The following is a 26,093-nucleotide window of genomic DNA, read 5'->3' as shown; positions in this document are numbered from 1 at the left end:
GTCAGCGGAAGCGCGTGGCACTACAAGCTTTCAACCAGTCGGGTGCTTCGTCCTTGATGCTGGCGGCCAGCAGCCTCCCGGTGGTGGCCGCCAGGGTCAACCCCAGATGACCGTGGCCGAAGGCGTAGCCGACACCGGGCAGGGACGAGGCGGGGCCGATTACCGGCAGCGAGTCGGGCAGCGAGGGGCGCAGGCCGAGCCAGGTGTGGCTGGGCTCGCCGAGCGGGCCGAACAGGCTCTCGGCGTGACGGCGAATGTAGTCGAGCCGCCGGGGATTGGCCGGGTCGTCGTTGTGACCCAGCTCCACGGTGCCGGCGATGCGCAGGCGGCCCTGCATCGGCGTGAGATAGAAGGCGTACTCCCCGGGGCTGCAAGGCCGGCTGACCAGTTCCTTGGCGGCAGAGAATTCCAGGTGATAGCCGCGCTCGGAGATCAGCGGGATGCGGTCGCCGGCGGCCAGCGCCAGGGAGCGCGACCAGGCGCCCGCGGCGATCACCACCTTTTCCGCCTGCCAAGGCCCCTGATCGGTGTCGATGCCGACGCCGCCGGCGTGCGACGCGAGCCCCTGCGCCCTGGCGCGCACCAGCTGAACACCGCGGCCTTTCAGGCGCTCGGCCAGGCGTTGGGCCAGGGTCAGCGGGTCGCTGACGTGGCAGGCGTCGGGAAACAGGATGCCGCCCTGGGCCAGGCCCTCGAGGGCCGGTTCCAGCTCCGCCAGGGCACGAGCGTCGAGGCGCTCCTGTTTGATACCGAAACGCTCGCGCTCGGTGAACTCGGCCTGGGCCTCGTGCCACCCCTTGGCGCTGAGATAGAAGCACAGGCTGCCGCGCTGCTGCAGCAGGTCGCCGGTGTCTTCCAGGTCGCCGATGATGTGCCGCCAATCGTCGATCGACGGTGCCAGCAGTTCGCTCAGGATCTGGGTCGCCTGGGTGGCACTGCGGCGATTGGCGCGCTGCATGAAGCGCCACAGCCAGGGGGCGAGCCCAGGCAGGTGACGCCAGCGCAGGTGAAAGGGGGAGTGCGGCGACAGCAGCAAATGCGGCATCTCGCGCCACAGCATGGGATGCGCCAAGGGTTCGATCGCGAAGTTGGCCAGCAGGCCGGCGTTGCCGGAGGAGGCCGCGGCGCCGGGCGGCTCGGGATCGACCAGGGTGACCTCGAAGCCTTGCCGCTGCAGGTGCCAGGCGCAGGCCAGGCCGACGATACCGGCGCCGATGACCATGATCTCGGCGCGCTGGGTTGGCTGGCTCATTGTCGTATCGCCTGTGTCGGGGTGTCGTTGTCGTAACGTCCTGCCTACGATTCTCACTGCCGCGGCGTTGAACGACAAGCCGGACAGGCATCGCCCTGGACCCTGCGGGAGGATACGCTGAGGACCAGCAGACACCTTCGAGCGAGACACGGAGACCCAGGGAGATGACGTTGAGCGACGCCTGGCAGGTAGCCATCCAGCCCCTCGACCTTGCCACGACCAACCTCATCCTGCTCGGCCTGATACTCAGCTTCAGCATCCTGGCCGATACCATCGCCAATCGCACCCGGCTGCCGCGCATCTCGCTGCTGGTACTGGTGGGCGTGGCTGTCGCCGTGGTCCAGCAGTGGGGCCTGGGGCACGAGGGAGGGCGCCCCCTGGAGGGGCTTGGCGAGCCGCTGATCCAGGTCGCCCTAGTGATGGTGGCCTTCCTGCTGGGAGGCGAGCTGACGCTCGACAGGCTGCGAAGTACGGGGCCGCTGATCCTGCTCGTCTCCCTCGCGGTGCTGGGGGTGAGTATTGTCGTCGTCGGCTGCGGCCTGCTGCTGCTAGGTTTTCCGTTGCTGGTCGCGGTGAGCCTGGCGGCGATCTCGGTGGCCACCGACCCGGCCGAAGTGCGGGAAGTGATCCGCGAGAAGCACGATACACGGCTGCGTGCCCGGCTGCTGATGGGCATCGTCGCCATCGACGACGCCTGGGGCATCCTAACGTTCGGGCTGGCGATGGCGCTGCTCGGCTGGCATGTCTCGGGCGACGGTGGGACGGCAATGGTCGAGGCGGGTTGGGAGTTGGGCGGGGCGCTGCTGCTGGGGGCGCTCATTGGCGTGCCGGCCGTGTGGCTGACGGGCCGGTTACGCCCCGGTGAGCCCACCCAGATCGAAGCCATCGCCCTGATTCTGCTGCTGGCCGGTTTTGCCGAGTGGCTTGAGGTATCGGCGCTGCTGGCGGCCATGTTCGCCGGTGCTCTGGTGGCCAATTTCTCGACCCATCACACTCGCTCCTTCAACGAGATCGAGCATATCGAATGGCCCTTCCTGGTGTTCTTCTTCGTTCTCTCGGGAGCCAGCATCGACCTGCGCTACGTCGGCGCCTCGGTTGGCTTGATCCTAGCCTACCTTCTGCTGCGCACGCTGGGCCGCTACCTGGGGGGCGTTGTGGCGGGCGGTCTCGCCCGCCAGCAGCGCCGCGAACTGCCGCACGACCTTGGCCTGGCCCTGACGCCCCAGGCCGGCATCGCCATGGGCATGGCGCTGCTGGTCAGTGAACGATACCCCGAGTACGGTGGCATGCTGCTCTCGGCGGTAGTGGCCTCCACGGTCGTGTTCGAGGTCGCGGGGCCGTTCATGGTCCGGCGGGTGCTTCGCTGACCCGCCCCTGGGCGCCTGGCTGACGCAGCAGGCGCAGCCCGTTGGCCACCACGATCAGGCTGGCGCCCATGTCGGCGAACACCGCCATCCACAGGGTGGCGTGGCCGGTGAAGGCGAGTGCCATGAACACCGCCTTGAGACCCAGGGCGATGGCGATGTTCTGTACGAGAATGTTGCGCGTGCGCCGCGACAGGCGCAGGAAGTCGGCGAGCCGGCGCGGGTCGTCGTCCATCAGGGCCACGTCGGCGGTCTCGATGGCGGCGTCGCTGCCCAGCGCGCCCATGGCGAAGCCGATGTCGGCGCGGGCCAGCGCCGGGGCGTCGTTGATGCCGTCGCCGACCATGCCCACCGAGCCCTGCTGGGCGCGGGCCTCGATCATTGCCAGCTTGTCCTCCGGCAGCAGCGAGCCGTGGGCCTCGTCGATGCCCGCCTGGGCCGCCACCGCAGCCACGCTCGCCGGGGTGTCGCCGCTCAGCATCAGCGTGGTCACGCCCAGACGGTGCAGCGCCTCGATGGCCTCGCGGCTCTCCGCGCGCAGTGGGTCGCCGACGGCGAACAGCGCAAGCGGGCGGGTCGCTTCGCCCAGGAGCACCAGCGTTTCGCCGCGAGCCTCGTGCTCGGCCAGTTGGGCGTCGAGCGCCTCGTCCGTCGTTGCGAACCGCTGCATCAGTCGGCGATTGCCGAGCCATACGGCCCGTCCCCCGAACTGAGCGACGACGCCGTGGCCGGGCAGCTCCTGCACGTCGCTCACCTCCAGCGGGGCGACGCCGTCCGCCTCGGCGGCGCGCGCCAGGGCCGCCGATACCGGGTGCGACGAACGTGCGGCGAGGCCCGCCGCCAGCGCACGTAGCCAGTCTCGATCAGGTGCGTCCAGCGTCGGGTCGAGCGGCTGCCAGGTCCGCTGTGCGGGGCGGCCCCGGGTCAGGGTGCCGGTCTTGTCGAAGGCCAGCGTCGTGAGGCGGTGGCCCTGCTCGAGCACGTTGCCGCCCTTGATCAGGATGCCCGAGCGCGCGGCGGCGGCCAGGCCGCTGACGATGGTTACCGGCGTGGAGATCACCAGCGCACAGGGACAGGCGATTACCAGCAGCACCAGGGCGCGGTAAGTGCCCTCGAGCCAGCCGATGCCGAACAGCCACGGCAGGGTGAGCGCCACCAGCAGGGCAAGGGCGAATACCGTGGGAGTGTAGACGGCGGCGAAGCGGTCGATGAAGCGCTGGGTCGGCGCACGGCTGGCCTGGGCCTGCTCCACGGTGTGGATGATGCGGGCCAGGGTGGTGTCGCTCGCCGCGCGGGTGGTGCGATAGAGGAACTCGCTGCCCTGGTTGACGCTGCCGGCGAACACGGCCTCGCCCGGCGCCTTGTCCACCGGCAGGCTCTCGCCGGTGATCGGGGATTCGTCCAGCGCCGGGTGGCCTTCGGCGATGCTGCCGTCCAGCGCCAGGCGTTCGCCGGGGCGGACCCGCACCAGGCTGCCCTCGGCGACGTCGCTGGCCGCCACGCTGCGGAAGCTGCCGTCGGCCTGGCGCACGCTGGCGCGTTCCGGCGCCAGGTCGAGCAGCTCGCGAATGGCGTTGCGCGCCCGGCCCAGCGAGCGCGCCTCGATGCGCTCGGCCAGGGTGAACAGCACCAGCACCATGGCCGCCTCGGCCCATTGGCCGATCAGCAACGCGCCCGCCACCGCCACGCTCATCAACGCGTTGATGTTGAGCGTGCGGTGGCGCAGGGCGATGAAGCCCTTCTTCCAGGTCGGCAGGCCGACCAGGGCGATGGCGGCCAGCGCCAAGGCCGCGGCGAGCCAGGGTTCGGCCAGCCCCAGCCAGTGGCTGGCCTCGGCCGCCAGCGCCAGCAGCGTGGCGACGCCCAGCTTCCACCAGGGCGCCTCGTCGCTCGCCGTCGGCGCCGTGCGCTGGGTTGGGTCATCGCGCTCGGCGGTCATGCCGGTGGCGGCGATTCGGCGCCGAATGGCCTCCTCGCCGACATCGCGATGGTGCACGGTAAGTTTGCGGCCGATCAGGTCGAAGTCGAGCCGCTCGATGCCCGGCATGTCTTCCAGCGCCCGGCGCAGCAGTCCCTCCTCGGTGGGACAGCACATCGCCTCGATGCGCAGGTGCAGCGACTGTGCGTCGGGGGGGAGGGCATCGCGCCGGGGCGGGGCCGCAGGCGCGGCGGTAGGGCAAGTGCTGCCCGAGCAGCAGGATCGTTCCGCCATGGTAGGACTCCGTGTGGATGGTCTACCATGAGGAAACACCCTGTAGTGACTACAGAGTCAAGCGATTGAGAGGCCACCATGAAGATCGGCGAACTGGCCACCCGCACCGGTTGCCCGGTGGAAACCATCCGCTACTACGAGCGGGAAAGGCTGCTGCCCGAGCCGGCTCGCTCGAGCGCCAACTACCGGCTCTATGCCGAGCCCCACGCCGAGCGGCTGCGCTTCATCCGCCACTGCCGCACGCTGGACATGACGCTCGACGAGATTCGCACCCTGCTCGACTACCACGATAACCCGCGTCAACCGTGCAACGCGGTCAACGGCCTGATCGATGACCATCTGGCCCACGTCGAGGCGCGCATCGAGCAGCTCCAGGCGCTACGCGAGGCGTTGGCGACCCTGCGCTCACGTTGCCAAGGCGAGACCGACTCCAGCCACTGCGGCATCCTTCAGGAGTTGGCCCAGCCGGCAGCGAGCCAGCTGCCCGCCGAAACCGGCGAGCCCAGCCACGTTCCCGGGCCGCACGGCGGCCGCTGAAGCTTGGCGGTCGGCTCAGTCGCGCCGATGGACCCGGCGGCCCAGCGACCAAACCTCATCGATGGCCCACGCGTCCTCGGCGAGCACCAGCAGGTCGGCGTCGCGGCCGGGTTCTAGCCGCCCCTTGGCGGCCAGGCCGAGCGCGTCGGCAGCGTGGGTGCTGGCCACGCCGATGGCCTGTTCCAGGGCGATACCCTGCTCGTCGACGCACTCACCGAGCACTTCGAACAGGCTGGCGAGCCGGCCGGGCTCGAGGCCGATGAAACGACGCTCGGCATCGAAGCGCGGCAGCGAGGCGTTGGCATCCGAGGAGAGCGTGATACGCGATGGTTCGACGCGGGCGTGCAGGGCGCGGGCCACGGCCTCGGCGGCGGCGATCTCGCCGCCCGCCAGCAGCTCCGCCGTGGTGCTGGTGGTGAAGTCGATGCGCCCGCCCTCGCGGGCGAAACGCAGGCCGTCCTCGAACAGTTCGGCGGTGCGGTTGATGTGTGTCGGCAGGAACTGGGCGAGGGGAATGGCGCTGTCGCGGCTCGCCGCGCGCAGCGGCTCCAGATGGGAAGGGGCGTCGCCGGTGTGAATGAAGACGATGCCCGATTTTCCCGCCAACATGCCGGCGGTGCGGGCCTCCGAGGCCAGGCGTGCCAGCTCGAAGGCGGAGGGCTGCGAGCCACGATGGTCGCTGATCGCCACCTCGCCGAGGCCGATGAATTCGGGGATGTACAGGATATCGCTGCCTACCGAGCCGGTCAGGGTGACCGGCGGCAGTTGGTAGGAGCCGGTGTAGCAGTAGGTGGTCAGTCCGCCGGCGGCGAGTTCGCGGGCCTTGCCCAGCAGATTGGCCGGGGTGCGGGTCAGGGCGTCGGTGCCCAGTGCACCGACCAGGGTGGTGACCCCGGAGGCCAGTGCGTCCGCGAGCGTCAGCTCGGCGGTGCGAGTGCCGAAGCCGCCCTCGCCGCCGCCGCCGATGAAGTGCACCAGCGGGTCGACCAGCCCGGGAATCACCCGGCGCCCCTCGAGATCGATCTCCTCGACGGCCATGCCGCTCGCGGGAGCTCCTTCATCGGCTGCTACCACGGCGGCGATACGGCGGTCGGCGATCAGCAGGTGGCACAGCCCCATGGCACGCGGGGCGTAGAGGCGGGCGTTCTTCAGCAGGGTCAGCATGCGGGCTCCTGAGGAAAGACGAGCGCCGGCGGGCGCCGGCGCTCGCGGGTGGGGTCAAGCCGCGTTACAGCTTGATATCGTAGTTGAAGTACTTCTCCATCAGCGCGTCGTAGGTGCCGTTCTCCTTGAGCGCGGCAAGCGCCTCGTTGAAGCGCTCGGCCAGCTCCCGGTCGCGCTTGCGGAAGGCCACTCCCACGCCCTGTCCGAAGATGTGCTGGGGTTCCTTGATGAAGCCGCTGATGCGCTTGAAGTCGCTGCCTGCGGTATCGATGGCGATGGTCGACTCGGCCACCGGGTAGTCCATGAAGGTGAGGTCGAGGCGGCCGGCGCGCAGGTCGGTCACCACGTCGTCGGCGCTGGTGTAGCGACGAATCTCCACCAGGTCACCGTAGAGTTCGGAGACGTAGTTGTCCTGCAGCGTGGCGCGCTGTACGCCGACCGTCATGCCTTCGAGGCTGTCACGATCCTCGACGTCAATGTCGCGATCGTTGGCGGTGATCCAGACGCTCGGCGTGGTGTAGTAGGGCTCGGAGAACAGCACCTGCTGGGCGCGCTCCTCGGTGATCGACATGGAAGACAGGATGGCGTCGTACTTGCGTGCCAGCAGGCCAGGAATGATGCCGTCCCAGTCCTGCTCGACCCAGGTGCAGCTGGCCTCGAGGTAGTCGCACACGGCGTTGCCCAGCTCGATCTCGAAGCCGGTCAACTCCCCGTCGGGGGTGCGGAACATGAAGGGCTCGTAGGGAACGTCGACGCCGAGGCGAATGTCGTCGTCCTGGGCCTGAGCGATACCGGAGAACAGGCTGGCGACCAGGCCGGCGGCCAGGAACAGTTGGATAGAACGCATGGGGCTTCCTCCCGGGAAGGCGTTTGTTGTGGTGCGTTGCGGTGGTTAGGGGGTCGCCGCGTACGCGCGGCAACGGGTCATGCGATCACGGGCACAGGGACCGTGAGGCTTCGGCTGGCACGGGGTGTGCCGATACGGCCGGGAAGGCCGCGGGAAGGGCTTATTCGTCGAACCATTCGCTGAGGTAGAAGCTGTCGAAGAAACAGCGGTAGGCCTCGAGCGCTTGGTGGCGGTGGGTGGCGGAATCGATCATGGACGGTGTCCCGATGCGATGCTTGGAGAGATCGACTGTCGATCAGTCGACCGGGCTTGTCAACCCCTCCCCGGGGGCCGGGGAGGGGAGAGGCGTGCGCTTAGTCTTCGAAGTAGCGCTGGTAGATCTCGTCGTAGGTGCCGTCTTCCTTCAGCGTGGCCAGGGCCTCGTTGAAGCGCTCTGCCAGCGCCTCGTCGCGCGGCCTGAAGGCGATACCGAAGCCGTCGCCGAAGTACTCCTTGGGCTCGGTGATGGTCTCGCCCACGACCTTGTACTCGCGCTCTTCGCTGTCGAGCAGGGTGGACTTGCCCACCGGGAAGTCGAGGAAGACGATGTCGAGACGCTGGGCTTCCATGTCCAGCACCATGTCGTCGGCGGTGGAGTAGCGGCTGATCTCGGCCACGTCGCCGTAGAGGTCGGTGACGTAGTTGTCCTGCAGGGTGCCGCGCTGCACGCCGATGGTCATGCCGTCGAGCGCCTCGGTGGTGGGCTCCTCGAGGTCGAGTTCGGCGGGGGCGAACCAGGCCGACGGCGGCGTGATGTACGCATCCGAGAACAGCACGGTCTCGCGACGCTCGTCGTTGATGGTCATCGAGGACATGATGGCGTCGTACTTGCGCGACAGCAGGCCGGGAATGATGCCGTCCCACTCCTGCTCGATCCACTCGCAGGTTACGCCGATCTCTTCGCACATGGCGTTGCCGAGCTCGATGTCGAAACCGGTCAGTTCACCTTCGGGCGTGCGGTACTCCATCGGCTCGTAGGGCACGTCGACGCCGAAGCGAACGTGATCGTAATCACGGGCCTGGGCGGTACCGGAGGCGATGGCGACGCCCAGCAGGGATACAGTCAGCAGTTTTTTCATCGTTCAGTTCCTTGTTTTCGTTCGTGCACCGTTAAGGTGACGTCGCGCCTGAATTTAGCGCAGCCACGCCGGGGCCGAAAGTCCCCGCACGAGGTTTTTCCAACGCCTGCTTGACGTTGATCAGTTCCCGCTCAACGGCTTGAGGTGTGCCAGCAGCCGCTTCTCCAGGTAGCGGAAGAGATAGAGGATGGCGAAGGTCAGGCAGAGGTAGATCAGCGCGGCGAAGATGAACGCTTCGAAGGGTGCGTAGTAGCGTGCGTAGACGAAGCGGGCCGCGCCGGTGATGTCCATCAGCGTGACCACGCTGGCGATGGCGCTGGCGTGCAGCATGAAGATCACCTCGTTGCCGTAGGCCGGCAGGGCGCGGCGGAAGGCGCTGGGCAGGATGATGCGGCGCATCGTCAGCCCCTGCGACATGCCGTAAGCCCGCGCCGCCTCGATTTCGCCGCGCGAGGTGGCCTTGATCGCGCCGTGGAAGATCTCGGTGGTGTAGGCGGCGGTATTGAGCGTGAAGGCGATCAGCGCCGGATAGAAGGCCTCCTTGAGGATGGGCCAGAACATAGTGTCCTGAATGCCCTCCACGAAGACCACGCCGTAATAGATGATATAGAGCTGCACGAGCAGCGGCGTGCCGCGAAACACGTAGGTGTAGAAGTAGACCGGCAGCTTGATCCAGCGGTGCTTCGAGCCGCGCAGGATGGCCAGCGGCACGGCCAGCACCAGGCCGACCAGCAGCGACAGGAAGACCAGCTGGCTGGTGGTGACCAGCCCCCCCCAGTAATAGCCCAGCGTCTGCGGGGTGAAGATGACGTTGCCTTCCAGCACGGCGGCGAGCCCTTGGTTCAGTGGTTCCATGTCAGTGCTCTCCGAAGCCGATATCGTAGCGCTTCTGCAGGCGGGCGAAGATCCACTCCGATACGCTGGCGATCAACAGGTAGATGACCGCCACGGGGATCAGGAAGGTGAACGGCTCGTGGGTGGCGCGGGAGGCTTCGGCGGCGACGCGGACCATGTCGGTGAGGCCGATCACCGAGACCAGCGCCGTGGTCTTGAGCAGTACCATCCAGTTGTTGGAGAGCCCCGGCAGCGCGTGGCGCATCATCAGCGGGAAGCGGATGCGGCGGAACACCAGCCACGAGCCCATGCCGTAGGCTTTGGCCGCCTCGATCTGGCCGTGGTCCACCGCCATGAAGGCGCCGCGGAAGGTCTCGCCCATGTAGGCGCCGAAGATGAAGCCGATGGTGATGACGCCGGCGACGAAGGCGTTGAGATCGATGTACCAGTCCACGCCGAACTGGTCATAAAGCTTGTCGGTGAGCAGGTTGAGCCCCATCTGGCCGCCGAAGAACAGCAGCATCATCAGCACCAGATCGGGGACGCCGCGAATCAGCGTGGTATAGAGCGTGGCCGTGCGATGGAGCAGCCAACTGCGCGACATCTTGGCGCTGGCGGTCAGCAGGCCGAGCAGGACCGCCAACGCCAGCGACAGCACCGCCAGTTGCAGCGTGACACCGGCGCCTTCGAGCAGGCGAGGGCCGTAGCCGTGTAGATCGAGCATGGATGTCCCCTCAGTACTTCGGTGCCAGGAACTGCTGGAGCCGCGGCGAGGTGGGGTTGACCAGTACCTCCTGGGGCGGCCCCGCCTCCTCGACCAGTCCCTGGTGCAGGTAGATCACCTGGCTCGACACGTCGCGGGCGAAGCCCATCTCGTGGGTGACCACGACCATGGTGCGACCCTCCTCGGCCAGGTCGCGCATGACCTTGAGCACGTCGCCGACCAGCTCCGGGTCGAGCGCCGAGGTGGGCTCGTCGAACAGCATCACCTCGGGGTCCATGGCCAGCGCCCGGGCGATCGCCCCGCGCTGCTGCTGGCCGCCCGACATCTGTGCCGGATAGGCGTCGGCGCGGGCGGTCAGGCCGACCCGCTCGAGCAGGGCGCGGGCCTTCTCGATGGCCTCCTTGCGCGGCACGCCGAGCACGTGGATGGGCGCCTCGATGACGTTCTCGAGCAGCGTCATGTGTGCCCACAGGTTGAAGCTCTGGAACACCATCGACAGCTTGGCGCGCATGCGCACGACCTGCTTCCAGTCGGCCGGTTCGCGACCGTGCCGGGTCTGCTTGAAGCGGATCTCCTCGCCGTGCACGATCAGGTCGCCCTCGTCGGGCTGCTCCAGCAGGTTCATGCAGCGCAGGAAGGTACTCTTGCCGGAGCCGGAGGCTCCGATCAGGGTGATGACATCGCCCTTGCGGGCCTGCAGGGAGAGGCCCTTGAGGACTTCGGTATCGCCGAAGCGCTTCTTGATGTTGCGCACTTCGAGGGGAATCGGGGTATCGGCCATGGGACGGGCTCCAGATCGGGACGAGTCGCCGGGGCGACGGCCGGTTAAGCGGGCAGGCGCGAAAAAGGGGCGATTCTAACAGGCCTGAGGGCTTTCGGCAGAGGGAAGCCAGGCCAATCCCATGGGACGATAGTCGATATTCTGGCGGTCAAGGATCATTAAAAGGCTCCTGATTATTGTTCTGAGGCGAGAAGAAACGCTGGATTTGCCGGTTCTTGCAGGTGTTTCTGGTGTCAGTCGGGTGGTGGTGTCGGCCGGGCCAGCAGCGCGGCACGCGCACCCAGCTCGACCTCGGCATTGGGAAACACCACGCTGAGCGGCGCATCGGCGACGACGAAGGGGCCGGCCTCGGCGTCCTCGGCGAGCCGCGCGCCGGGCTGGAATTCAGTGAAGTTCGGCGTGTCGTCGGCGAAGCACAAGCGGAAGTCGCTGGAATGGCGCATCAGTTCGTGGGCCACGCGGAAGAACACCATGCGCTCGGGATCGGCTCCCCGCGGTTCGCGCCCTTCCAGTAAGGCTTCGATAAGCCGGGCCATCGGCATCAGCGGGGCAAGGTCGTTCTCGCCGAAGGGCAGGGCGCGTCCCAGCTCCAGAGTGAAGGCCTGCGCGCGGTGATAATGCTTTGAGTAGTGCGAAAACGTCCAGCTGTGCCGATGCTGGTGCAGCACCGCCTGGATGTTCGCCGCCGCCAGCCAGCGCCACTGTTCATGACGTGTCGCGGTCTCGGCGTAGGGCTCGACCACGAAGCGCGGGTAGCGGCTGTCGCGAATCGCCGTGTGCAGGTCGTAGTGCAGGCGCTCGCGGCCGGGATAGCGGGCGAAGAAGTCGTCGACCGCATGCATCAGCAGGCGGGCACGGTCCGGCTCCATGCCGGTTTCGCCGAGGTCGCGACGGAACAGGCGATTGAGATTGGTGTGCACGTAGCGCGCGCCGCGCCGAATCGCCTCGAGGTTGCCCAGGATCACCAGCACCGGTGCGCCCAGCCTCAGCAGGCCCGCTTCGAGGCGGGCGAGGCACGCCCCCAGCAATTCGATGGGCGCGGTTTCGTTGCCGTGGATGCCGGCCGAGAGCACGCAGGCCGGCGCATCGTCGCGGCAGGCGGCGGGCGTCAGCTCGAGAACGCCGGCCGCGTGCAGGGTATAGGTACCGCCGGGAAGGGGCCCGCTGGGTTGGCTGGGGCTGGCGTCTTCCAGGCTTAGCTCGATCCATTCCGACAGCATGGGATGTCCGGGTCGGTTGTGAGTAGGATGGTGAGACCTTGGCCACCATCCGGTGCGCGGGTCCATATCGCAAGATCGTGCGTCGGGCTGGTGAAAGCCCGGGTGCGATATTGAAACTGGGCGAGCCGACCTTTGGCCAATAGGGGCGGGGCCAGGCGGGGACTAAGCTGACCCTTTATTCCGCCCGACGAGGAGCCCGTCATGCCAACCGCCCTCGGTGACGACACCTTCGCTCATGGTCGCCAGCTCAATGAGCATTACGCTGCCGGTGACGTGGCGGGCCAGCCCCTGCTGGCGCGCCTGCGCGAGGCGTTCCGGGCGGCGGGGTGCGACCCGGAGCGCTTGAGTCTCGACGACGTGGCCGGCATCGATCAGTTGCACCTCGGCGGTCGCAGCGCCAGCCGGGCCCTGGCGGCACTGGGTGAGTTGCGCGGCGGCGAGCGCGTGCTCGATGTCGGCTGTGGCACCGGCGGCGCCAGCCGGCTGCTGGCCGCGGAGTACGGCTGCGACGTGGTCGGGGTCGATATCACGGTGGCCTTCGTCGAGGTGGCGCGCTGGCTCAGCGCGGCCACCGGTCTGGCCGAGCGATGCCGCTTCTCCTGCGCCGACGCCGCCCACGTGCCGCTGGCGGCGGGCGGCCTCGACGTGGTGTGGTGCCAGCATGCGCTGATGAACATGCCGCACCTGCCGCGGGTGCTGGCCGAGTGGCGGCGCCTGCTGGTACCCGGCGGCCGCGTGCTGTTGCACGAACTGGTGGCCGGCGACAACCCCGAGCCGCTAGCGCTGCCGGTGCCCTGGGCGCGTACCGAGGCCACCAGCCATTTGCGCAGTCGGGAGCGGCTCGAGCGTGCCATGGTGCTGGCCGGCTTCGAGCCCTTCGCGGTGGCGGACGTCACCGAGGCGGCCCTGGCCTGGCGGCAGGCACCCGGTCGACGGGATGGTGGCCCTGACTCGGCCGGGCTCCCGGGGCCGACGCTGCTGTTCGGTGCGGAATTCGGGCGCATGGGATGCAACCTGCGCGATAACCTGGCCGCCGGCAGGGTACGGGTGCTCCAGGGCGGCTGGCGGCTGGCGCGACGATAAATTCGAAACGCCTGGACGAAATGCTTCGCTTTTCTTCATTGCGTTCCTTTCTATGCTGTCAGGTACCCGCCGGCGGAGCCGGCGTTTGGACGGCAACCAGGAAAGGAGGCGCAAGATGACCAAGGTACTCGTGCTCTATCACTCCATGCATGGCCATATCGATACCCTCGCCAAGGCAGTGGCGGAAGGCGTGCGCCAGGTGGAAGGCGCCGAAGTCTGGGTGAAGCGCGTACCCGAAACCATGGATTCCGAGGCCTTTGCCAAGGCCGGCGGAAAGACGTTCGATACTCCCGAGGCCAAGCCCCAGGAGCTGGCCGATTACGATGCGGTGATCTTCGGCACGCCGACCCGCTTCGGCAACATGACCGGGCAGATGCGCACCTTCCTCGACCAGACCGGCAGCCTGTGGGCCAAGGGGGCGCTGCGCGGCAAGGTGGGCAGTGTGTTCACCTCGACCGGCACCGGCGGTGGCAACGAGACCACCATCGTGACCTCCTGGACCACGCTGGCGCACCACGGCATGCTGATCGTGCCGATCGGCTATGGCCTCGAGTCGCAGTTCGACATCTCCAGCGTGCAGGGCGGCTCGCCCTACGGGGCATCGACCCTGGCCGGGGCCGACGGCTCGCGCCAACCGACCGAGCACGAACTGGAACTGGCCCGGATGCAGGGCAGGAGCGTGGCCGACGTCGCGGTCAGGCTCGCCTCCTGAAGCGACTGCGAAGACGAAAGAAGGCGCGGCAAATGCCGCGCCTTGCTGGCATGGCCGCCAGGGCCATGCGCCAGACCTGACGGTCCATGCTCAGTTGCTCTGCATGGCCTCCCGCAGGGTCTGGTTATCGTCGAGTTCTTCGTACTGGTCGCTACCGTAATCGCCGGATTGCCCGCTGTCACCGGACTCCACGACCAGTTCGCCTTCGCTGCGAATCTCGAGTTCGTCGATGGGATAGCCCATCTCGTCCTCGCCGAAGCCGAGGAAGCCGCCCTCGGAGATGACGACGTAAGTGTCGTTGCTCTCGGTGTCGCGAACCACGCGCTCGACGTCACCGATCTTCTCGTCATCCTGTTTGCTGTAGACGGCCTGGCCTTCGACCTCGCTGACCTCCATGCTCATCAGGTCATCGCCCTGTGCGGCCTGGTCCTGGTCAGCCTGGTTCTGCGAGTCCTGTTCGGACTCCTGCTGCTGGTCCTGCTGCTCGTCCGGATTGCGAATCTCGGCCTCGGCCTCTTCGGCATGCTCCACCTCGACGTCGGCCTCGCCCTTCTTCTCGACCGTAACGTTAGGCTCGGCCTGCTCCACATCGACGTTGGGGTCCTGCTGCTCGATGGTGACCTCGGGGGGGTTCTGCTCGACCTGGACGTCGGGCGGCTCTTGCTCGACCTGCACTTCGGCCGGTTCCTGATCGACGTTCACGTCGGCGGGTTCTTCCTCGACCTGAATCTCGGCGGCTTCGCTGCCTGACTGGGCCTGAGCGCCCTGATCCTGAGCGCTCTCTTCGCTCATCTGCTGCTGTTCGTTAAGCGGCTGAGTCTCCTCGTCCTGAGTCTCCTGGGCGAGCAGGCCGTGGCTCAAACCGGTGCTCAGTGCACCCACCGCAATGGCAATTGCTGTCCTTTTCATGCCGTTCCTCCTTTCATTGCGCTTTGCCCTAGTGGGCTGGCACTGATCAGGCTAGACGAAGAATTTGCTTTAAAAGTGGCTGCTTACCGAATGGAAACGAAAACAAAGCAGAGCGTTACGCAGGAGAATGCCTGTTTCATTCTTTGCGGCATCGGGTTAACACGGATCAGGTCTAATACGCGAGGCGCCCAGGCAAGGTAGATTGGTATCGCCTACCAGGGCTCCCCTTAATCAAGGGTTCGCGTCAGGCGGAACTTGCCGACTTTCCACGCAGTAGAAAGCTCAGCGGATGCAAGACGAGCCACGCCAGTATCGCCGTTGCGAACAAAGCCCCGATCAGAGCGATCCAATCGAACACGCTGGCGACATAAGCCAGCCGCGAATGGGTGAAGAGCGGAATCCACCATAGCCCGGTGAGGCCTACTGCAATTGCGGCTAGATTGGCACCCAGACAACGATAGCCGAGAATTCTGTAGCCACGCAGGTGTGCCAGAAGCTGAACGGTCAGCAGTAGCACCACGCTGGTTACTATCAGCCACAGGAAAGGGGCCAGGGCATACATCAAAATGGTCAAGATGCCTGTCATGGTCATGGGAGTTCTCCTCAGGCTCGGCCTTCCAGCACCGCATAATAGGCGGGCTGCAGCATGCGATCCTTCATTACCCAGGTGACCCAGGATTCGTCGCGGGGATCGATGAAAGGAAAGGAGGGCAGGAAGGCGAAGTCGTTGTCATAGCCGAACTCCACCAGCATCGCCTTGCCGATTCCCGTGATCATCGGACAGGAGGTATAGCCGTTGTGGCGGCGCGGAAGCGTCTGACCCTGCAACTGCGCGATCAGATTGGCCTCGACCACCGGCGCCTGTGCCTTGACGCTGGCTGCGGTCTTGTTGATGGGGGCGCCGATCACGTCGCCGATGCCGAAGACTTCGGGGTAACGGTTGTGCTGCAGGGTATGCATGTCCACGTCCAGCCACTCGCCGCGGAAGGGGCCGTCCTGCGCGATCAGATCGCTGCTCTTGAGGTAGTCAGGCGCACTCATTGGCGGCACGACATGGATGAAGTCATAGCCGGTCACCACCTTGCGTTCGCCCTCGCGGGAGAATTCTGCTTCACGCAGCTCGTGGTGCGAAGTGAACTCGCTGTCGGGTCCGACGAAGGTGAACTCGGCCTTGCGAGCCTGCGGGTCGATGGCTGAGAGCCGGTAGTGGTGGCGGCGGGTCACGCCCTGATCATCGAAACGCTGTTTGACGAAGTCGTTGATGTAGGGCTGCGTAAAGAGTGCGTCCCCCGGGGCCATGTACTCCACCTGGAAGGCCTCGCGTCGCCCGCTTGCCTCGAGGCGAGAGAGTGTGGTGAAGGTCATTTTGAGCGGGGCGCCGGCGCATTTCACCGGGGTGGGGGCCGCGGTGAAGATACCCTTGCCACTGCCCTGGGCAATCCAGGCGTCGATGGCGTCCCGGGTGCGGGTGGCGCCCTCGATACTGGCATAGACGCTGCCGATGCCGTGGCTGCCGACCAGGTCGGGAGACATGCCGTCGATCAGCTGATAGTTGAGCTGCAGGCCGGTGGCAACGATCAAGTAGTCATAGTCGAGCTGCGAGCCATCCTCCAGCTCGACCTTGCGGTTGGCGGCATCGATGCCGGCGGCGAGCTGGCGAATCCAGTTGATGCCGTTCGGCACGAAGCGGGAATTTGGTCGCATGGTCTTTTCGGGGTTCCACACGCCAGAGGCCACCAGGGTCCAGCCGGGCTGGTAGTGGTGGACCTCGCGCGGCTCGACCAGGCTGATGCGGGCGCCATCGAGGCGGCGCGACAGCCGGTTGGCCATGGCCATGCCGCCGGCTCCGCCACCGAGGATGACGATGCGGGACTTGGTGGCCAAGGCACGGGCCTGGAGACCCGATGAATAGAGCAGTCCGGCCGCACCGGCGCCAGCGCCATACTTCAGGAACTGGCGGCGGTTGAGGCGAGAGGGCTCGTGATCCTGTTCAGACATGGGTGGCGAGTCTCCTGCGGAATGGGTCGACTATTATTGTTATATGCTTATAACCTATCCCTTTTCGGTATTGCTCGCTTCCTGATTCTTACCGCAAGTTGACACAGGTCAACGAAATCGGCTGTGCTACACCGCTACCCGCTCGACGATGGCCCGGCCCAGTGTCTCGGTATTGCCCTGGCCGCGGATGTCCGGCGTCAGCACGGCCGGGTCGGCCTCCGCCAGTACCGCTTCGAAGGCAGTGACGATGGCGTCGGCGGCCTCTTTGTGGCCCAGGTGCTCGAGCATCATGGCGCCGGACCAGATCTGGCCGATGGGGTTGGCGATGCCCTTGCCGGCGATGTCCGGGGCGCTGCCGTGGACCGGCTCGAACAGGCTGGGGAAGGTGCCTTCGGGGTTGATGTTGGCCGAGGGCGCCACGCCGATGGTGCCGGTGCACGCGGGGCCCAGGTCGGAGAGGATGTCGCCGAACAGGTTGCTGGCCACCACCACGTCGAACCAGTCGGGATGCATGACGAAGTTGGCAGTGAGGATGTCGATGTGGAACTTGTCGACGCTGACCTCGGGATAGTGGCCCGCCATGGCCACGACCCGCTCGTCCCACCACGGCATGGTGATGGCGATACCGTTGGACTTGGTCGCCGAGGTGAGCTTTTTCCTGGGACGGGAGGCCGCCAGCTCGAAGGCGAACTTGAGCACCCGGTCGGTGCCGTGGCGGGTCATCACCGTCTCCTGGATCACCACCTCGCGCTCGGTGCCCTCGAACATCTTGCCACCGACGCTGGAGTACTCGCCCTCGGTGTTCTCGCGCACCACGTAGAAGTCGATGTCGCCGGGCTTGCGGTCAGCCAGCGGGCTCTTGATCCCCGGCAGCAGCTTGCACGGGCGCAGGTTGATGTACTGGTCGAACTGGCGGCGGAACTGCAGCAGCGAACCCCACAGCGAGACGTGGTCGGGCACCGTGTCGGGCCAGCCCACCGCGCCGTAGAAGATGGCGTCGAAGTCCTTGAGCTGCTCGAACCAGTCGTCGGGCATCATCTTGCCGTACTTGGCGTAGTAGTCGCAGCAGGCGAAGTCGAAGTGCTCGAAGGTCAGGTCGATGTCGAAGCGCTTGGCGGCGGCTTCGAGCACGCGCAGGCCTTCCGGCATCACCTCGTTGCCGATGCCGTCGCCGGGAATGACGGCGATACGATGGGTCATGGTTGTATCCTCAGGTGGGGGTGGTCATGAAGTGAGTGATGCGTGAATACAGCGCTTCCGGCGCTTCCTCGGGGAGATAGTGGCCGCAGGGCAGGGCTTCGCCCTCGACCCGCTCGGCCACGGCGCGCCACTCTGCCAGCGGGTCGAAGCAGCGCTCGATGATGCCGTGCTTGCCCCACAGCACGCTGACCGGGCAGCCGATGCGGCGTCCCGCTTCACGGTCGGCGCGGTCGTGTTCCAGGTCGATGCCGTTGCTGGCGCGGTAGTCCTCGCACAGGGCATGAGCCGCGCCGGGCTGGGCCAGGCAGCGCTGGTATTCGGCAATGGCCGCTGGGTCGAAGGCGTCGAGGCTGGCATGCCGCCCACCCATGGTGCGAGTGATGTAGTCGGCGGGCGAGGCCTCGATCAGGGTCTCCGGCAGCGGCGAGGGCTGGATCAGGAAGAACCAGTGGAAATAGGCGGTGGCGAAGGTGCGGTCGGTCTGCTCGTACATGGCAAGCGTCGGGGCGATATCGAGCAGCATCAGCTTCTGCACCGCCGCGGGGTGATCCATCGCCAGGCGATGGGCGACGCGCCCGCCACGATCGTGGCCGCACAGGAAGAAGCGTTCGAAACCCAGCTCGCGCATGACCGCGACTTGGTCGTCGGCCATGGCTCGCTTGCTGTAGTTGGCGTGATCCGGCTCGCCGGGTGGCTTGGACGAATCGCCATAGCCGCGAAGGTCGGTGGCCACCACGGTGAAGCGGCTTGCCAGCGGCTCGGCCAGGCGATGCCAGATCACGTGGGTCTGTGGGTGGCCGTGCAGCAACAGCAGGGGTGGCCCCGAGCCGCCGATGCGGCCGTGGATGCGAATGTCGCCGTGGGCGACGTCGAACGTACGGAATCCCTCGAACATGAGTGCTTCCTTTGAATTCTGACTGCCCCCAGTCTAGCCCCTTGGCTTCATGGAGATAATCGGGCTGAATGGAAAGCCATTGTTGAACGAGAGTGGAGAGTGACATGGCTCAGCTCGATGACCTGGTCTTTTTCCAGCAACTGGCGCGTGCCGGCAGCCTGACGGCCACGGCGCGCGACCTGGGCCTGTCGCTGTCGGCCGTGAGCAAGCGTCTCAAGCAGCTCGAAGCCCGCCTGGGCGTGGAGCTGGCCAGCCGCACCACGCGGCGCCTGTCGCTGACCGCCGAGGGCGAGCGCTACCTGGAGCGCGGCGCGGCCATCCTCGAGGAGCTGGCCGAACTGGAGGAGGCGCTGGGCGAGCAGCAGGCGGCCCTCTCGGGGCCGCTGCGGGTCAACGCCACCTTCGGCTTCGGACGCCGTCACGTGGCGCCGCTGCTGTCGGCATTCTGCGCGCGGCATCCGTCCATCGAGGCGACGCTGGAACTCTCCAACTATCCGCTGAGCCTGGGCGAGCAGGGCTTCGATGTCGGCATCCGCGTGGGCGAACCGCCCGATTCGCGCCTGGTGGCGCGACGCATTCTCGCCAACCGGCGGGTGCTGTGTGCCTCCCCCGCTTACGTGGCACGCATGCCCCCCTTGGCGTCGCCCGCCGACCTCACCGCTCACTCCTGCCTGGTGCTGCGCGAGAACGAAAGCGACTACGCCGTCTGGCGCTTTCGCCACCGCGGCGGCAGCGGGGAGGAGCAGGCGGTCAAGGTGGCCGGCCCGCTGGCCAGCAACGACGGCGAGGTGATCGTGCGGCTGGCGCTCGACGGCCACGGGATCGCGCTGCGCTCATGGTGGGACGTGCACCGGCACCTGGCGGAGGGCAGGCTGGTCGCGCTGCTGCCCGAGTGGCGCGGGGTGCGTGCCGACTTCCATGCCGTCTACCAGCAACGCCGCCACGTGCCGGCGCGCATCCGCGCCTTCGTGGCCTTTCTCGAGGAGCACATGCCGGGCCGGGTGCCGGCGATCGACGACGCCTGCTGATGAACTCAGTGGCGGCGACGCTGGCGGCCATCGGCGTAGCGCTTGAGCCCGTAGAGCAGCGCGAGCCCCACGGCGATGCCACCGGCCGCCCAGGCCAGCTCGTGGCGATCCTCGGCGGTCAGCAGCGTACCGAGCTGGCTGCTCAGCAGGATGATGCCGGCCAAGCCCGGCGTGGCGCCAATGAAGGTGCCGAGCAGAAAGTCGCGGAAGCGGATGTGGAAGGCGCCGGCCAGCAGGTTGGTCAGGGTGTAGGGCGCCAGGGGCAGCAGGTTGAGCACGGTGATGGTACGCACGCCGCGCCCGGCCAGATAGCGCGACAGGCCCAGCAGTCGCCTGCCGCCATAGCGCAAGAGGGCGTCGCGTCCGAGCCAGCGTCCCAGCCAGAAGGTAGCGATGGCACCGAGGAGCGTGCCGATCAGCGAATAGACGAAGCCCCACACGGAACCGAAGATCAGGCCCGCCAGCACCACCAGCACGCTCAGCGGGAACAGCACCAGCGAGGCAGCTACAAAGGTTGTGATCACCACGGCACCGGCCCAGGGCCGGTCGCGCCAGGCCAGCGAGCCTTGCAGCATGCCGAAGAGCGTGTTGGCGTCGAACATGTCGCGTTCGGCCAGCCACTGCCACGCGAATCCCAGCAGGGCGAGTGTCACCAGAACGGCGAGAACGAGGAGGACCTTGCGGGACATTCAGGCGGCCTGCGCAGGGGCGTGGCTTCAGCATAGGCGGGCCGTTCGCGACGGCCAAATCGGGCATGCGCGAGGTTCACTCGACCACCTCCAGCACGCCGACCATGCCGCGCTCGCGGTGGCTGGGCAGGAATAGCAGCCGCTTGTCGCAGTAGAACTCGACGCGTCCCGCTACCCTGGGGGTAAAGCGGATCGTCGTCGGCTCGGTGTCGAGCGAGGCCTCGATGTCGAGCCCCATCATCGTGGAGCGGATCACTAGGTTGTGTGGGGCGAGGCCCGGCCGTCGGCGCACCTGCAGCTCCACCGGCACGCCGGCGCGGACTACGATGTGTTCGGGTTCGAAGTAGTAGCTGCCGCCGACCAGGGTGACCCGCTGCACGCCGTCATCGGCGACGGCCACTGCCGCGGATGAGGTGTCGCCTCGCAGCTGGCTCCCGGCCAGCCCCAGGCCGAAGAGCAATGTCAGGCATGCGTGGCGAACGAGGATCGTGAGGTTCATCGTATACCGCCTGTTGCGGCCAGCAGGGCCTCCGGCGGCACTGCCTCCGAGGCTCCTTTGCCATCAACATAGCAGGACCTCCGAAGCGCGTGGTGAAGGCCTGCGGCCAGTCTGCCTGCGTGAGACTCGCGTCGACTACGTACTCTCGCCGATCAGCAGTTCGAAGCCGACATCGTGCTGCAGGCGCTGGATCCGCTTGCCTTCCAGGCGGCGTATCACTTCGGACGCGGCGAGCTGCCCCATGTGCTGGCGCGGTGAGCGTATGGTGGTCAGCCGCGGGGTGATGTGCTGGCCGATGGGAAGCCCATTGAACCCGGCAATGGCCAGCTCGTGCGGTACGCGAATGCCGAGCCGCTGGGCGTGCAGCAGGGCGCCGGTGGCCAGGTCGTCGTTGGCGAAGTGAATGGCGCTGACATCGCCATGATTCTCCAGTGCGCGCGCCAGCCCCGCGGCGCCGGCATCCAGTCCGCCATGGTCGAGTTCGATCAGCGGTGCCGCGAGACCGGCTTGTTCCAGCACCTCGCGATGGCCGGCGTAGCGCATTCCTGCGCGATAGTCGCTTGCCAGGCGGGCGCCGACGAAGAGCACCCGGCGATGGCCCCGTTCCAACAGGTGGCGAGCCATGCAGCGGCCGGCTTCGGTATGGTCCAGCCCCACGTTGAGATCCAGTGCCTCCCCCAGCTCCATGACCTCCATGATCGGCTTGTCCCAGTTGGCGAGCAGGGTACGACAGGCCTGGCTGTGGCGCAGGCCGGCGGTCACCAGTGCCGAGCAGGACCAGCCGAGGAAGGTGCGCACCAGCTGGTATTCGCGCTCGGTGTCGTAGTCGGTGTTGCCCAGCAGGATCTGGTAGCCCTGGGCCTCGAAGGTTTCCTGCAGCCCCTGGATCACCTCGATGAAGACGGTATTGGCCAGCGAAGGCACGATGACGGCAATGAAGCGCGAGCGTGCCGACGCCAGGCTGCCGGCCACCAGGTTGGGTACGTAGCCTAGTCGTTCCACGGCCTCGAGTACTCGCGCGCGGGTGCGCTCGTTGACCTGGTCCGGGTGGTTCAGCGCGCGTGAGGCGGTGATCGCCGAGACGCCGGCGGCCTCTGCCACCTCTTTGAGCGTCGGCTGCTCCGAGCCGCGGCGTCGGCGTGGCGAGTGGGCTTCATTAGACATTGGTCGCATCCTCCTGGCGCCTTCTTGCTGGGCTCCATTAAATCATCTACAACCATGATAGCGCTAACATGATAGCGCTAACAGCGATTGTCACTGGCTTAATGTCATCGATGGGTAGCGCGAGGCCGCACGGCGGCGGGAGGCAGCAGGTGAGCGACAGCACGACCAAGCCGCGAGTGGGTGTCATCGGCCTCGGTGCGATGGGCCTGGGGTCGGCGACAGCGTTGCACGAGCGCGGCCTGGCGGTCGTGGGCTGCGACGTGTCCGCAGCGGCACGCCGCGCCTTCGAGGGTGTCGGCGGGCGCTGCGCGGCCAACCCCGCCGAGCTGGCCGAGCAGTGCGACGTGGTGCTGGTCGTAGTGGTCAATGCCGCTCAGGTCGAGCAGGTGCTGTTCGGCGAGCAGGGACTCGCCCACGCCCTGGCGCCGGGTGGGCTGGTGATCCAGTGCGCTACCGTGGCGCCGAGCCTGGCCGAGCGCTTGGGGGCTCGCCTGGCCGAGCGCGACCTGCTGATGCTCGATGCCCCGATCAGCGGTGGGGCGGTCAAGGCCCGGGCGGGGCAGCTCTCGGTCATGGCATCGGGTAGCGAGGAGGCCTTCGCCAAGGCCGGCCCGGTGCTCGACGCCATGGCCGCGACCGTCCATCGGCTGGGCGATTCGCCCGGCATCGGCTCGAGCATGAAGCTGGTCAATCAGCTGCTCGCCGGGGTGCATATCGCCGCCGCTGCCGAAGCGGTGGCGCTGGGTATTCGCATGGGGCTGGAGCCGCGCCGCGTGTATGAGGTGATCACCCACTCCGCCGGCAATTCCTGGATGTTCGAGAATCGCGTGCCGCACATCCTCGAAGGCGACTACACCCCGCTCTCGGCGGTGGACATCTTCGTCAAGGATCTCAATCTCGTGCACGAGACCGGCCGCGAGCTGGCCATGGCCACGCCCATCGCTGCCAGCGCCCTGCAGCAGTTCACCGCCGCCAGGGGTGCCGGCTTCGGTCGCGAGGACGACTCGGCGGTGATCAAGGTCTATCAGCGCCTTACCGGTATCGCCTTGCCCGAGGCGGCCAACGACGGGGGGCAGTGAACATGGCGATCGTGCTGGGCGCCATTGCCGACGACTTCACCGGAGCCACCGACCTGGCCAACAACCTGGTGCGCGGCGGCATGCGCTGCGTGCAGTTGATCGGCGTGCCCGAGCAGGGGCTGGGTGAGTTGGTCGAAGGGGCGGGCGAGATCGACGCGGTGGTGATTGCGCTGAAATCGCGCTCGTGCCCGCCGGCGGAGGCCGTTCGCGATTCGCTACGGGCGCTGGAATGGCTGCGCGCCGAGGGGGCTCGCCAGCTCTACTTCAAGTATTGCTCCACTTTCGACTCCACCGATGAGGGCAACATCGGCCCGGTCAGCGAGGCCGTGCTGGAGCGTCTCGAGGCGCCGTTCACCGTGATGGTGCCGGCCTTCCCGGCCAACGGCCGCACCGTCTATCAGGGCCACCTGTTCGTCGGCGACCGCCTGCTCAGCGAGAGCGGCATGCAGCATCATCCGCTCACGCCCATGCGCGACGCCGATCTGGTGCGGGTCCTGTCGCGCCAGAGCCGGTATCCCGTGGGCTTGCAGCCGTGGTCGACATTGGCCCTGGGCGCCCCCGCCGTCAGCCGGCAGCTCGAGGAACTGGCCGGGCAGGGGGTGCGTCAAGTGATCTGCGACACCCTGGATCACAACGATCTGGCGGTGCTGGCGGAAGCGACGGTCGACCTGCCGCTGGTTTGCGGTGGCTCGGGGCTGGGCCAGGCATTGCCGGCCCAGTATCGCCGCCGTGGCTGGTTGGGGGAGGCCTCGGCGGCAGGGGCCCTGGCGCCGGCTTCGGGCAGCGCCCTGGTGCTTTCGGGTAGCTGCTCGCGCGCCACCCTGGCCCAGGTCGATGCCTTTCTCACGCGCTTTCCCGGCTTTCCCCTCGACCCGCTGATGCTGGCCCAGGGGCCCGAGCACCGGCGCCAGGCGCTGGCGTTCGCCCGCCGCCACCTGGCCGGTGGGCGTCCGGTGTTGGTCTACGCCTCGGCCGAGGCCGAGCGCGTGAGCCGGGCGCAGCAGGCGCTGGGCCGCGAGCGTGCCGGCGAGCTGGTCGAGCAGGCCTTGGGGGAGCTGGCGGTGGCGCTGGTCGATGAGGGGGTGGGGCGGTTGGTAGTGGCCGGCGGCGAGAGTTCCGGTGCCGTGGTCTCGGCGCTGGGCGTGCGTGCCCTGCGTATCGGCGAGCAGATCGACCCCGGCGTGCCCTGGACCCAGGCCACGCTTGCCGGACACGAGGCGCCACTGTCGCTGGCGCTGAAATCGGGCAACTTCGGCGGTGAGGACTTCTTCCTGCGTGCTTTCGAGGTGCTGCCATGAGCGTCAACGACGCGAATCGCCTGCGCGAGCAGATCGCCACGCTCGGCAAGTCGCTGTTCGACCGCGGCCTGACCATGGGGTCGAGCGGCAACATCAGCGTGCGCCTGGACGATGGCGGCTGGCTGATGACGCCGACCAATGCCTGCCTGGGGCGGCTCGACCCGGCGCGTATCTCGCGCCTCGACCGTGACGGCCGCCTGCTCGACGGCGACGCGCCGACCAAGGAGAGCTTCCTGCACCGTGCCATGTACGACGAGCGGCCGCAGTCCGGCGCCATCGTGCATCTGCATTCGACGCACTCGGTGGCGGTTTCCTGCCTGCCCGATATCGACTCCTGCGACTGCATCCCGCCACTGACCGCCTACTATGTAATGCGGGTGGGGCGCCTGCCCCTGGTGCCCTATCACATACCTGGCGATCCGGCATTGGGCGATGCCGTGCGCGGCCTGGCTGGCAAGCACAGCGCGGTACTGCTGGCCAACCACGGTCCGGTGGTGGCGGGCAAGAACCTGGAGGCGGCGGTCTACGCCACCGAGGAGCTGGAGGAGACCGCCAAGCTCTACCTGCTGCTGCGCGGCCACAATCCGCGCGGGCTGACGCCCGAGCAGGTTGCTGAACTCGAGGCCCGTTTTCCCCGTGACTGACGCCGCTGCACGACCCAAGGACACGAGACACGAGCGATGATACGACTGGCCGCCAATCTCAGCATGCTATTCACCGAGCACGGCTTCCTCGACCGCTTCCAGGCGGCGGCCGACGCGGGCTTTCGCGGCGTGGAGTACCTGTTCCCCTATGCTCATGCCCCCGAGGCGCTGGCCAGCGCACTGCGGGAGAGTGGCGTCGAGCAGGTGCTGTTCAACATGCCGCCGGGTGACTGGCAGGCCGGTGAGCGCGGCCTGGCCAGCCTGCCCGGGCGCGAGGCGGAGTTTCGCGATGGGGTGATCGAGGCGCTGCGCTATGCCGAGGCGCTGGGCTGCCCACGCCTGCATGCCATGGCCGGGCGGCTGCCGGAAAGCGCCGACAGCGACGCCCTGGCCGCCCACCGTGCCACCTACGTGGAGAACCTGCGCTTTGCCGCCGCCGAGGCCGCCAGGCTGGGGCGCGAGGTGCTGATCGAGCCGATCAACACCCGCGACATGCCGGGCTACTTTCTTTCGCGCCAGGACCAGGCCATGGCGGTGCTCGAGGAGGTAGGCGCCGACAACCTCAGGCTGCAGTTCGATTTCTACCACTGCCAGATCATGGAGGGTGACCTGATCCGCCACCTCGAGCGGCAGTTCTCCGCCATCGCCCATGTCCAGGTCGCCGGCGTGCCGGAGCGCCACGAACCGGATGTCGGCGAGGTGCATTATCCGGCCCTCTTCGCCCAGCTCGAGCGGCTCGGTTACGCCGGTTGGGTCGGCTGCGAGTACCGCCCTGCGGCGGGCACACGCGAGGGCCTGTCCTGGGGACGCGACTACGGGCTTGCGGGCTGATCGGCCGGTTC

The 26,093-nt window shown here is 67.4% G+C and carries 26 protein-coding genes; 9 read left to right on the top strand and 17 right to left on the bottom strand.

Features of this window, described 5'->3' with window-relative positions; genetic code table 11:
- Nucleotide 1: 1 nt before the first annotated feature.
- A complete protein-coding gene (locus I4484_RS16725) occupies nucleotides 2-1,252 on the bottom strand; it encodes an FAD-binding oxidoreductase (protein WP_197448363.1) in 1,251 nt (416 codons plus the stop codon).
- 164 nt (nucleotides 1,253-1,416) lie between these two features.
- Between I4484_RS16725 and I4484_RS16720 the strand changes: the two genes are divergently transcribed.
- Complete coding sequence (locus I4484_RS16720; protein ID WP_197448362.1) at nucleotides 1,417-2,619, top strand: cation:proton antiporter; 1,203 nt, start codon at nucleotides 1,417-1,419, stop codon at nucleotides 2,617-2,619.
- Here I4484_RS16720 and I4484_RS16715 read toward each other — a convergent pair.
- Nucleotides 2,594-4,828 (bottom strand): cation-translocating P-type ATPase, encoded by a 2,235-nt coding sequence (locus I4484_RS16715; protein ID WP_197448361.1) that lies wholly within the window; start codon nucleotides 4,826-4,828, stop codon nucleotides 2,594-2,596. The genes I4484_RS16720 and I4484_RS16715 overlap by 26 nt on opposite strands.
- Nucleotides 4,829-4,906: 78 nt before the next feature.
- Between I4484_RS16715 and cadR the strand changes: the two genes are divergently transcribed.
- Complete coding sequence (gene cadR / locus I4484_RS16710) at nucleotides 4,907-5,365, top strand: Cd(II)/Pb(II)-responsive transcriptional regulator (RefSeq protein ID WP_197448360.1); 459 nt, start codon at nucleotides 4,907-4,909, stop codon at nucleotides 5,363-5,365.
- Nucleotides 5,366-5,380: 15 nt separating this feature from the next.
- Here cadR and iadA read toward each other — a convergent pair whose 3' ends face one another.
- The 7 genes from iadA to I4484_RS16675 form a co-directional block, all read right to left on the bottom strand.
- Entirely contained in the window at nucleotides 5,381-6,529 is a 1,149-nt protein-coding gene (iadA, locus tag I4484_RS16705; protein ID WP_197448359.1) for a beta-aspartyl-peptidase, read from the bottom strand.
- Between the two features lie 64 nt (nucleotides 6,530-6,593).
- On the bottom strand, nucleotides 6,594-7,376 hold the full coding sequence (locus tag I4484_RS16700; RefSeq protein ID WP_197448358.1) for a transporter substrate-binding domain-containing protein: 783 nt from the start codon (nucleotides 7,374-7,376) through the stop codon (nucleotides 6,594-6,596).
- 353 nt (nucleotides 7,377-7,729) lie between these two features.
- The gene (locus tag I4484_RS16695) at nucleotides 7,730-8,494 is read right to left on the bottom strand and encodes a transporter substrate-binding domain-containing protein (protein WP_197448357.1); all 765 of its coding nucleotides are present in this window, start codon (nucleotides 8,492-8,494) and stop codon (nucleotides 7,730-7,732) included.
- Nucleotides 8,495-8,614: 120 nt separating this feature from the next.
- Nucleotides 8,615-9,349, bottom strand: coding sequence for an ABC transporter permease (locus I4484_RS16690; RefSeq protein WP_197448356.1), 735 nt, complete (start codon nucleotides 9,347-9,349; stop codon nucleotides 8,615-8,617).
- Nucleotide 9,350: 1 nt separating this feature from the next.
- Complete coding sequence (locus I4484_RS16685) at nucleotides 9,351-10,052, bottom strand: ABC transporter permease (RefSeq protein ID WP_197448355.1); 702 nt, start codon at nucleotides 10,050-10,052, stop codon at nucleotides 9,351-9,353.
- A gap of 10 nt (nucleotides 10,053-10,062) precedes the next feature.
- On the bottom strand, nucleotides 10,063-10,833 hold the full coding sequence (locus tag I4484_RS16680; protein ID WP_197448354.1) for an ABC transporter ATP-binding protein: 771 nt from the start codon (nucleotides 10,831-10,833) through the stop codon (nucleotides 10,063-10,065).
- A gap of 233 nt (nucleotides 10,834-11,066) precedes the next feature.
- Complete coding sequence (locus tag I4484_RS16675) at nucleotides 11,067-12,053, bottom strand: succinylglutamate desuccinylase (protein WP_197448353.1); 987 nt, start codon at nucleotides 12,051-12,053, stop codon at nucleotides 11,067-11,069.
- 201 nt (nucleotides 12,054-12,254) lie between these two features.
- Between I4484_RS16675 and I4484_RS16670 the strand changes: the two genes are divergently transcribed.
- The gene (locus tag I4484_RS16670) at nucleotides 12,255-13,136 is read left to right on the top strand and encodes a class I SAM-dependent methyltransferase (RefSeq protein ID WP_197448352.1); all 882 of its coding nucleotides are present in this window, start codon (nucleotides 12,255-12,257) and stop codon (nucleotides 13,134-13,136) included.
- 115 nt (nucleotides 13,137-13,251) lie between these two features.
- Nucleotides 13,252-13,848, top strand: coding sequence for an NAD(P)H:quinone oxidoreductase (wrbA, locus tag I4484_RS16665; RefSeq protein ID WP_197448351.1), 597 nt, complete (start codon nucleotides 13,252-13,254; stop codon nucleotides 13,846-13,848).
- A 90-nt stretch (nucleotides 13,849-13,938) separates the two neighbouring features.
- Here wrbA and I4484_RS16660 read toward each other — a convergent pair whose 3' ends face one another.
- The 5 genes from I4484_RS16660 to I4484_RS16640 form a co-directional block, all read right to left on the bottom strand.
- Nucleotides 13,939-14,757, bottom strand: coding sequence for a DUF6470 family protein (locus tag I4484_RS16660; RefSeq protein WP_197448350.1), 819 nt, complete (start codon nucleotides 14,755-14,757; stop codon nucleotides 13,939-13,941).
- A gap of 244 nt (nucleotides 14,758-15,001) precedes the next feature.
- Nucleotides 15,002-15,349 (bottom strand): DUF5368 family protein, encoded by a 348-nt coding sequence (locus I4484_RS16655; RefSeq protein ID WP_197448349.1) that lies wholly within the window; start codon nucleotides 15,347-15,349, stop codon nucleotides 15,002-15,004.
- Between the two features lie 11 nt (nucleotides 15,350-15,360).
- Nucleotides 15,361-16,755: an NAD(P)/FAD-dependent oxidoreductase gene (locus I4484_RS16650; RefSeq protein WP_197448348.1), complete on the bottom strand. Its 1,395-nt coding sequence runs from the start codon at nucleotides 16,753-16,755 to the stop codon at nucleotides 15,361-15,363.
- A 126-nt stretch (nucleotides 16,756-16,881) separates the two neighbouring features.
- On the bottom strand, nucleotides 16,882-17,955 hold the full coding sequence (locus tag I4484_RS16645; RefSeq protein ID WP_197448347.1) for a tartrate dehydrogenase: 1,074 nt from the start codon (nucleotides 17,953-17,955) through the stop codon (nucleotides 16,882-16,884).
- A 10-nt stretch (nucleotides 17,956-17,965) separates the two neighbouring features.
- Nucleotides 17,966-18,850: an alpha/beta fold hydrolase gene (locus I4484_RS16640; RefSeq protein ID WP_197448346.1), complete on the bottom strand. Its 885-nt coding sequence runs from the start codon at nucleotides 18,848-18,850 to the stop codon at nucleotides 17,966-17,968.
- A gap of 104 nt (nucleotides 18,851-18,954) precedes the next feature.
- Between I4484_RS16640 and I4484_RS16635 the strand changes: the two genes are divergently transcribed.
- Nucleotides 18,955-19,878, top strand: coding sequence for a LysR family transcriptional regulator (locus tag I4484_RS16635; RefSeq protein WP_197448345.1), 924 nt, complete (start codon nucleotides 18,955-18,957; stop codon nucleotides 19,876-19,878).
- A 5-nt stretch (nucleotides 19,879-19,883) separates the two neighbouring features.
- Here I4484_RS16635 and I4484_RS16630 read toward each other — a convergent pair whose 3' ends face one another.
- The 3 genes from I4484_RS16630 to I4484_RS16620 form a co-directional block, all read right to left on the bottom strand.
- Entirely contained in the window at nucleotides 19,884-20,567 is a 684-nt protein-coding gene (locus I4484_RS16630) for a TVP38/TMEM64 family protein (protein ID WP_197448344.1), read from the bottom strand.
- 76 nt (nucleotides 20,568-20,643) lie between these two features.
- The gene (locus tag I4484_RS16625) at nucleotides 20,644-21,066 is read right to left on the bottom strand and encodes a hypothetical protein (protein WP_197448343.1); all 423 of its coding nucleotides are present in this window, start codon (nucleotides 21,064-21,066) and stop codon (nucleotides 20,644-20,646) included.
- A gap of 135 nt (nucleotides 21,067-21,201) precedes the next feature.
- A complete protein-coding gene (locus tag I4484_RS16620; RefSeq protein WP_197448342.1) occupies nucleotides 21,202-22,230 on the bottom strand; it encodes a LacI family DNA-binding transcriptional regulator in 1,029 nt (342 codons plus the stop codon).
- Between the two features lie 149 nt (nucleotides 22,231-22,379).
- Here I4484_RS16620 and ltnD point away from each other — a divergent pair, with 149 nt between their 5' ends.
- Genes ltnD through otnI form a run of 4 tightly spaced genes read left to right on the top strand, consistent with a single transcriptional unit; the run spans nucleotide 22,380 to nucleotide 26,082 of the window.
- Nucleotides 22,380-23,309 (top strand): L-threonate dehydrogenase, encoded by a 930-nt coding sequence (ltnD, locus tag I4484_RS16615; RefSeq protein WP_302925200.1) that lies wholly within the window; start codon nucleotides 22,380-22,382, stop codon nucleotides 23,307-23,309.
- 2 nt (nucleotides 23,310-23,311) lie between these two features.
- Nucleotides 23,312-24,607 carry a 3-oxo-tetronate kinase gene (gene otnK / locus I4484_RS16610; RefSeq protein WP_197448340.1) on the top strand — a complete coding sequence of 432 codons (1,296 nt, stop codon included), beginning with the start codon at nucleotides 23,312-23,314 and terminating at the stop codon, nucleotides 24,605-24,607.
- Nucleotides 24,604-25,251, top strand: coding sequence for a 3-oxo-tetronate 4-phosphate decarboxylase (gene otnC, locus I4484_RS16605; RefSeq protein WP_197448339.1), 648 nt, complete (start codon nucleotides 24,604-24,606; stop codon nucleotides 25,249-25,251). The genes otnK and otnC overlap by 4 nt, the downstream gene beginning before the upstream one ends.
- Before the next feature lie 36 nt (nucleotides 25,252-25,287).
- Entirely contained in the window at nucleotides 25,288-26,082 is a 795-nt protein-coding gene (gene otnI, locus I4484_RS16600) for a 2-oxo-tetronate isomerase (RefSeq protein ID WP_197448338.1), read from the top strand.
- Nucleotides 26,083-26,093 lie beyond the last annotated feature (11 nt).

The sequence above is a fragment of the Halomonas sp. SS10-MC5 genome, from assembly GCF_015992245.1.
GTDB classification, from domain to species: Bacteria; Pseudomonadota; Gammaproteobacteria; order Pseudomonadales; family Halomonadaceae; genus Halomonas; species Halomonas sulfidoxydans.
The sequence above is the reverse complement of the archived record's forward strand: the minus strand, read 5'-3'. Positions and strand labels throughout refer to the sequence as shown.

Coding starts and splice junctions, on each gene's coding strand:
- I4484_RS16655 (WP_197448349.1), bottom strand. CDS start 15,349: ATGACCATGACAGGCATCTTGACCATTTTGATGTATGCCCTGGCCCCT.
- I4484_RS16725 (WP_197448363.1), bottom strand. CDS start 1,252: ATGAGCCAGCCAACCCAGCGCGCCGAGATCATGGTCATCGGCGCCGGT.
- wrbA (WP_197448351.1), top strand. CDS start 13,252: ATGACCAAGGTACTCGTGCTCTATCACTCCATGCATGGCCATATCGAT.
- I4484_RS16720 (WP_197448362.1), top strand. CDS start 1,417: ATGACGTTGAGCGACGCCTGGCAGGTAGCCATCCAGCCCCTCGACCTT.
- otnC (WP_197448339.1), top strand. CDS start 24,604: ATGAGCGTCAACGACGCGAATCGCCTGCGCGAGCAGATCGCCACGCTC.
- I4484_RS16675 (WP_197448353.1), bottom strand. CDS start 12,053: ATGCTGTCGGAATGGATCGAGCTAAGCCTGGAAGACGCCAGCCCCAGC.
- I4484_RS16700 (WP_197448358.1), bottom strand. CDS start 7,376: ATGCGTTCTATCCAACTGTTCCTGGCCGCCGGCCTGGTCGCCAGCCTG.
- cadR (WP_197448360.1), top strand. CDS start 4,907: ATGAAGATCGGCGAACTGGCCACCCGCACCGGTTGCCCGGTGGAAACC.
- I4484_RS16640 (WP_197448346.1), bottom strand. CDS start 18,850: ATGTTCGAGGGATTCCGTACGTTCGACGTCGCCCACGGCGACATTCGC.
- I4484_RS16660 (WP_197448350.1), bottom strand. CDS start 14,757: ATGAAAAGGACAGCAATTGCCATTGCGGTGGGTGCACTGAGCACCGGT.
- iadA (WP_197448359.1), bottom strand. CDS start 6,529: ATGCTGACCCTGCTGAAGAACGCCCGCCTCTACGCCCCGCGTGCCATG.
- I4484_RS16680 (WP_197448354.1), bottom strand. CDS start 10,833: ATGGCCGATACCCCGATTCCCCTCGAAGTGCGCAACATCAAGAAGCGC.
- I4484_RS16695 (WP_197448357.1), bottom strand. CDS start 8,494: ATGAAAAAACTGCTGACTGTATCCCTGCTGGGCGTCGCCATCGCCTCC.
- I4484_RS16685 (WP_197448355.1), bottom strand. CDS start 10,052: ATGCTCGATCTACACGGCTACGGCCCTCGCCTGCTCGAAGGCGCCGGT.
- I4484_RS16645 (WP_197448347.1), bottom strand. CDS start 17,955: ATGACCCATCGTATCGCCGTCATTCCCGGCGACGGCATCGGCAACGAG.
- I4484_RS16670 (WP_197448352.1), top strand. CDS start 12,255: ATGCCAACCGCCCTCGGTGACGACACCTTCGCTCATGGTCGCCAGCTC.
- I4484_RS16625 (WP_197448343.1), bottom strand. CDS start 21,066: ATGAACCTCACGATCCTCGTTCGCCACGCATGCCTGACATTGCTCTTC.
- I4484_RS16630 (WP_197448344.1), bottom strand. CDS start 20,567: ATGTCCCGCAAGGTCCTCCTCGTTCTCGCCGTTCTGGTGACACTCGCC.
- I4484_RS16715 (WP_197448361.1), bottom strand. CDS start 4,828: ATGGCGGAACGATCCTGCTGCTCGGGCAGCACTTGCCCTACCGCCGCG.
- I4484_RS16635 (WP_197448345.1), top strand. CDS start 18,955: ATGGCTCAGCTCGATGACCTGGTCTTTTTCCAGCAACTGGCGCGTGCC.
- I4484_RS16650 (WP_197448348.1), bottom strand. CDS start 16,755: ATGTCTGAACAGGATCACGAGCCCTCTCGCCTCAACCGCCGCCAGTTC.
- I4484_RS16620 (WP_197448342.1), bottom strand. CDS start 22,230: ATGTCTAATGAAGCCCACTCGCCACGCCGACGCCGCGGCTCGGAGCAG.
- otnK (WP_197448340.1), top strand. CDS start 23,312: ATGGCGATCGTGCTGGGCGCCATTGCCGACGACTTCACCGGAGCCACC.
- otnI (WP_197448338.1), top strand. CDS start 25,288: ATGATACGACTGGCCGCCAATCTCAGCATGCTATTCACCGAGCACGGC.
- I4484_RS16690 (WP_197448356.1), bottom strand. CDS start 9,349: ATGGAACCACTGAACCAAGGGCTCGCCGCCGTGCTGGAAGGCAACGTC.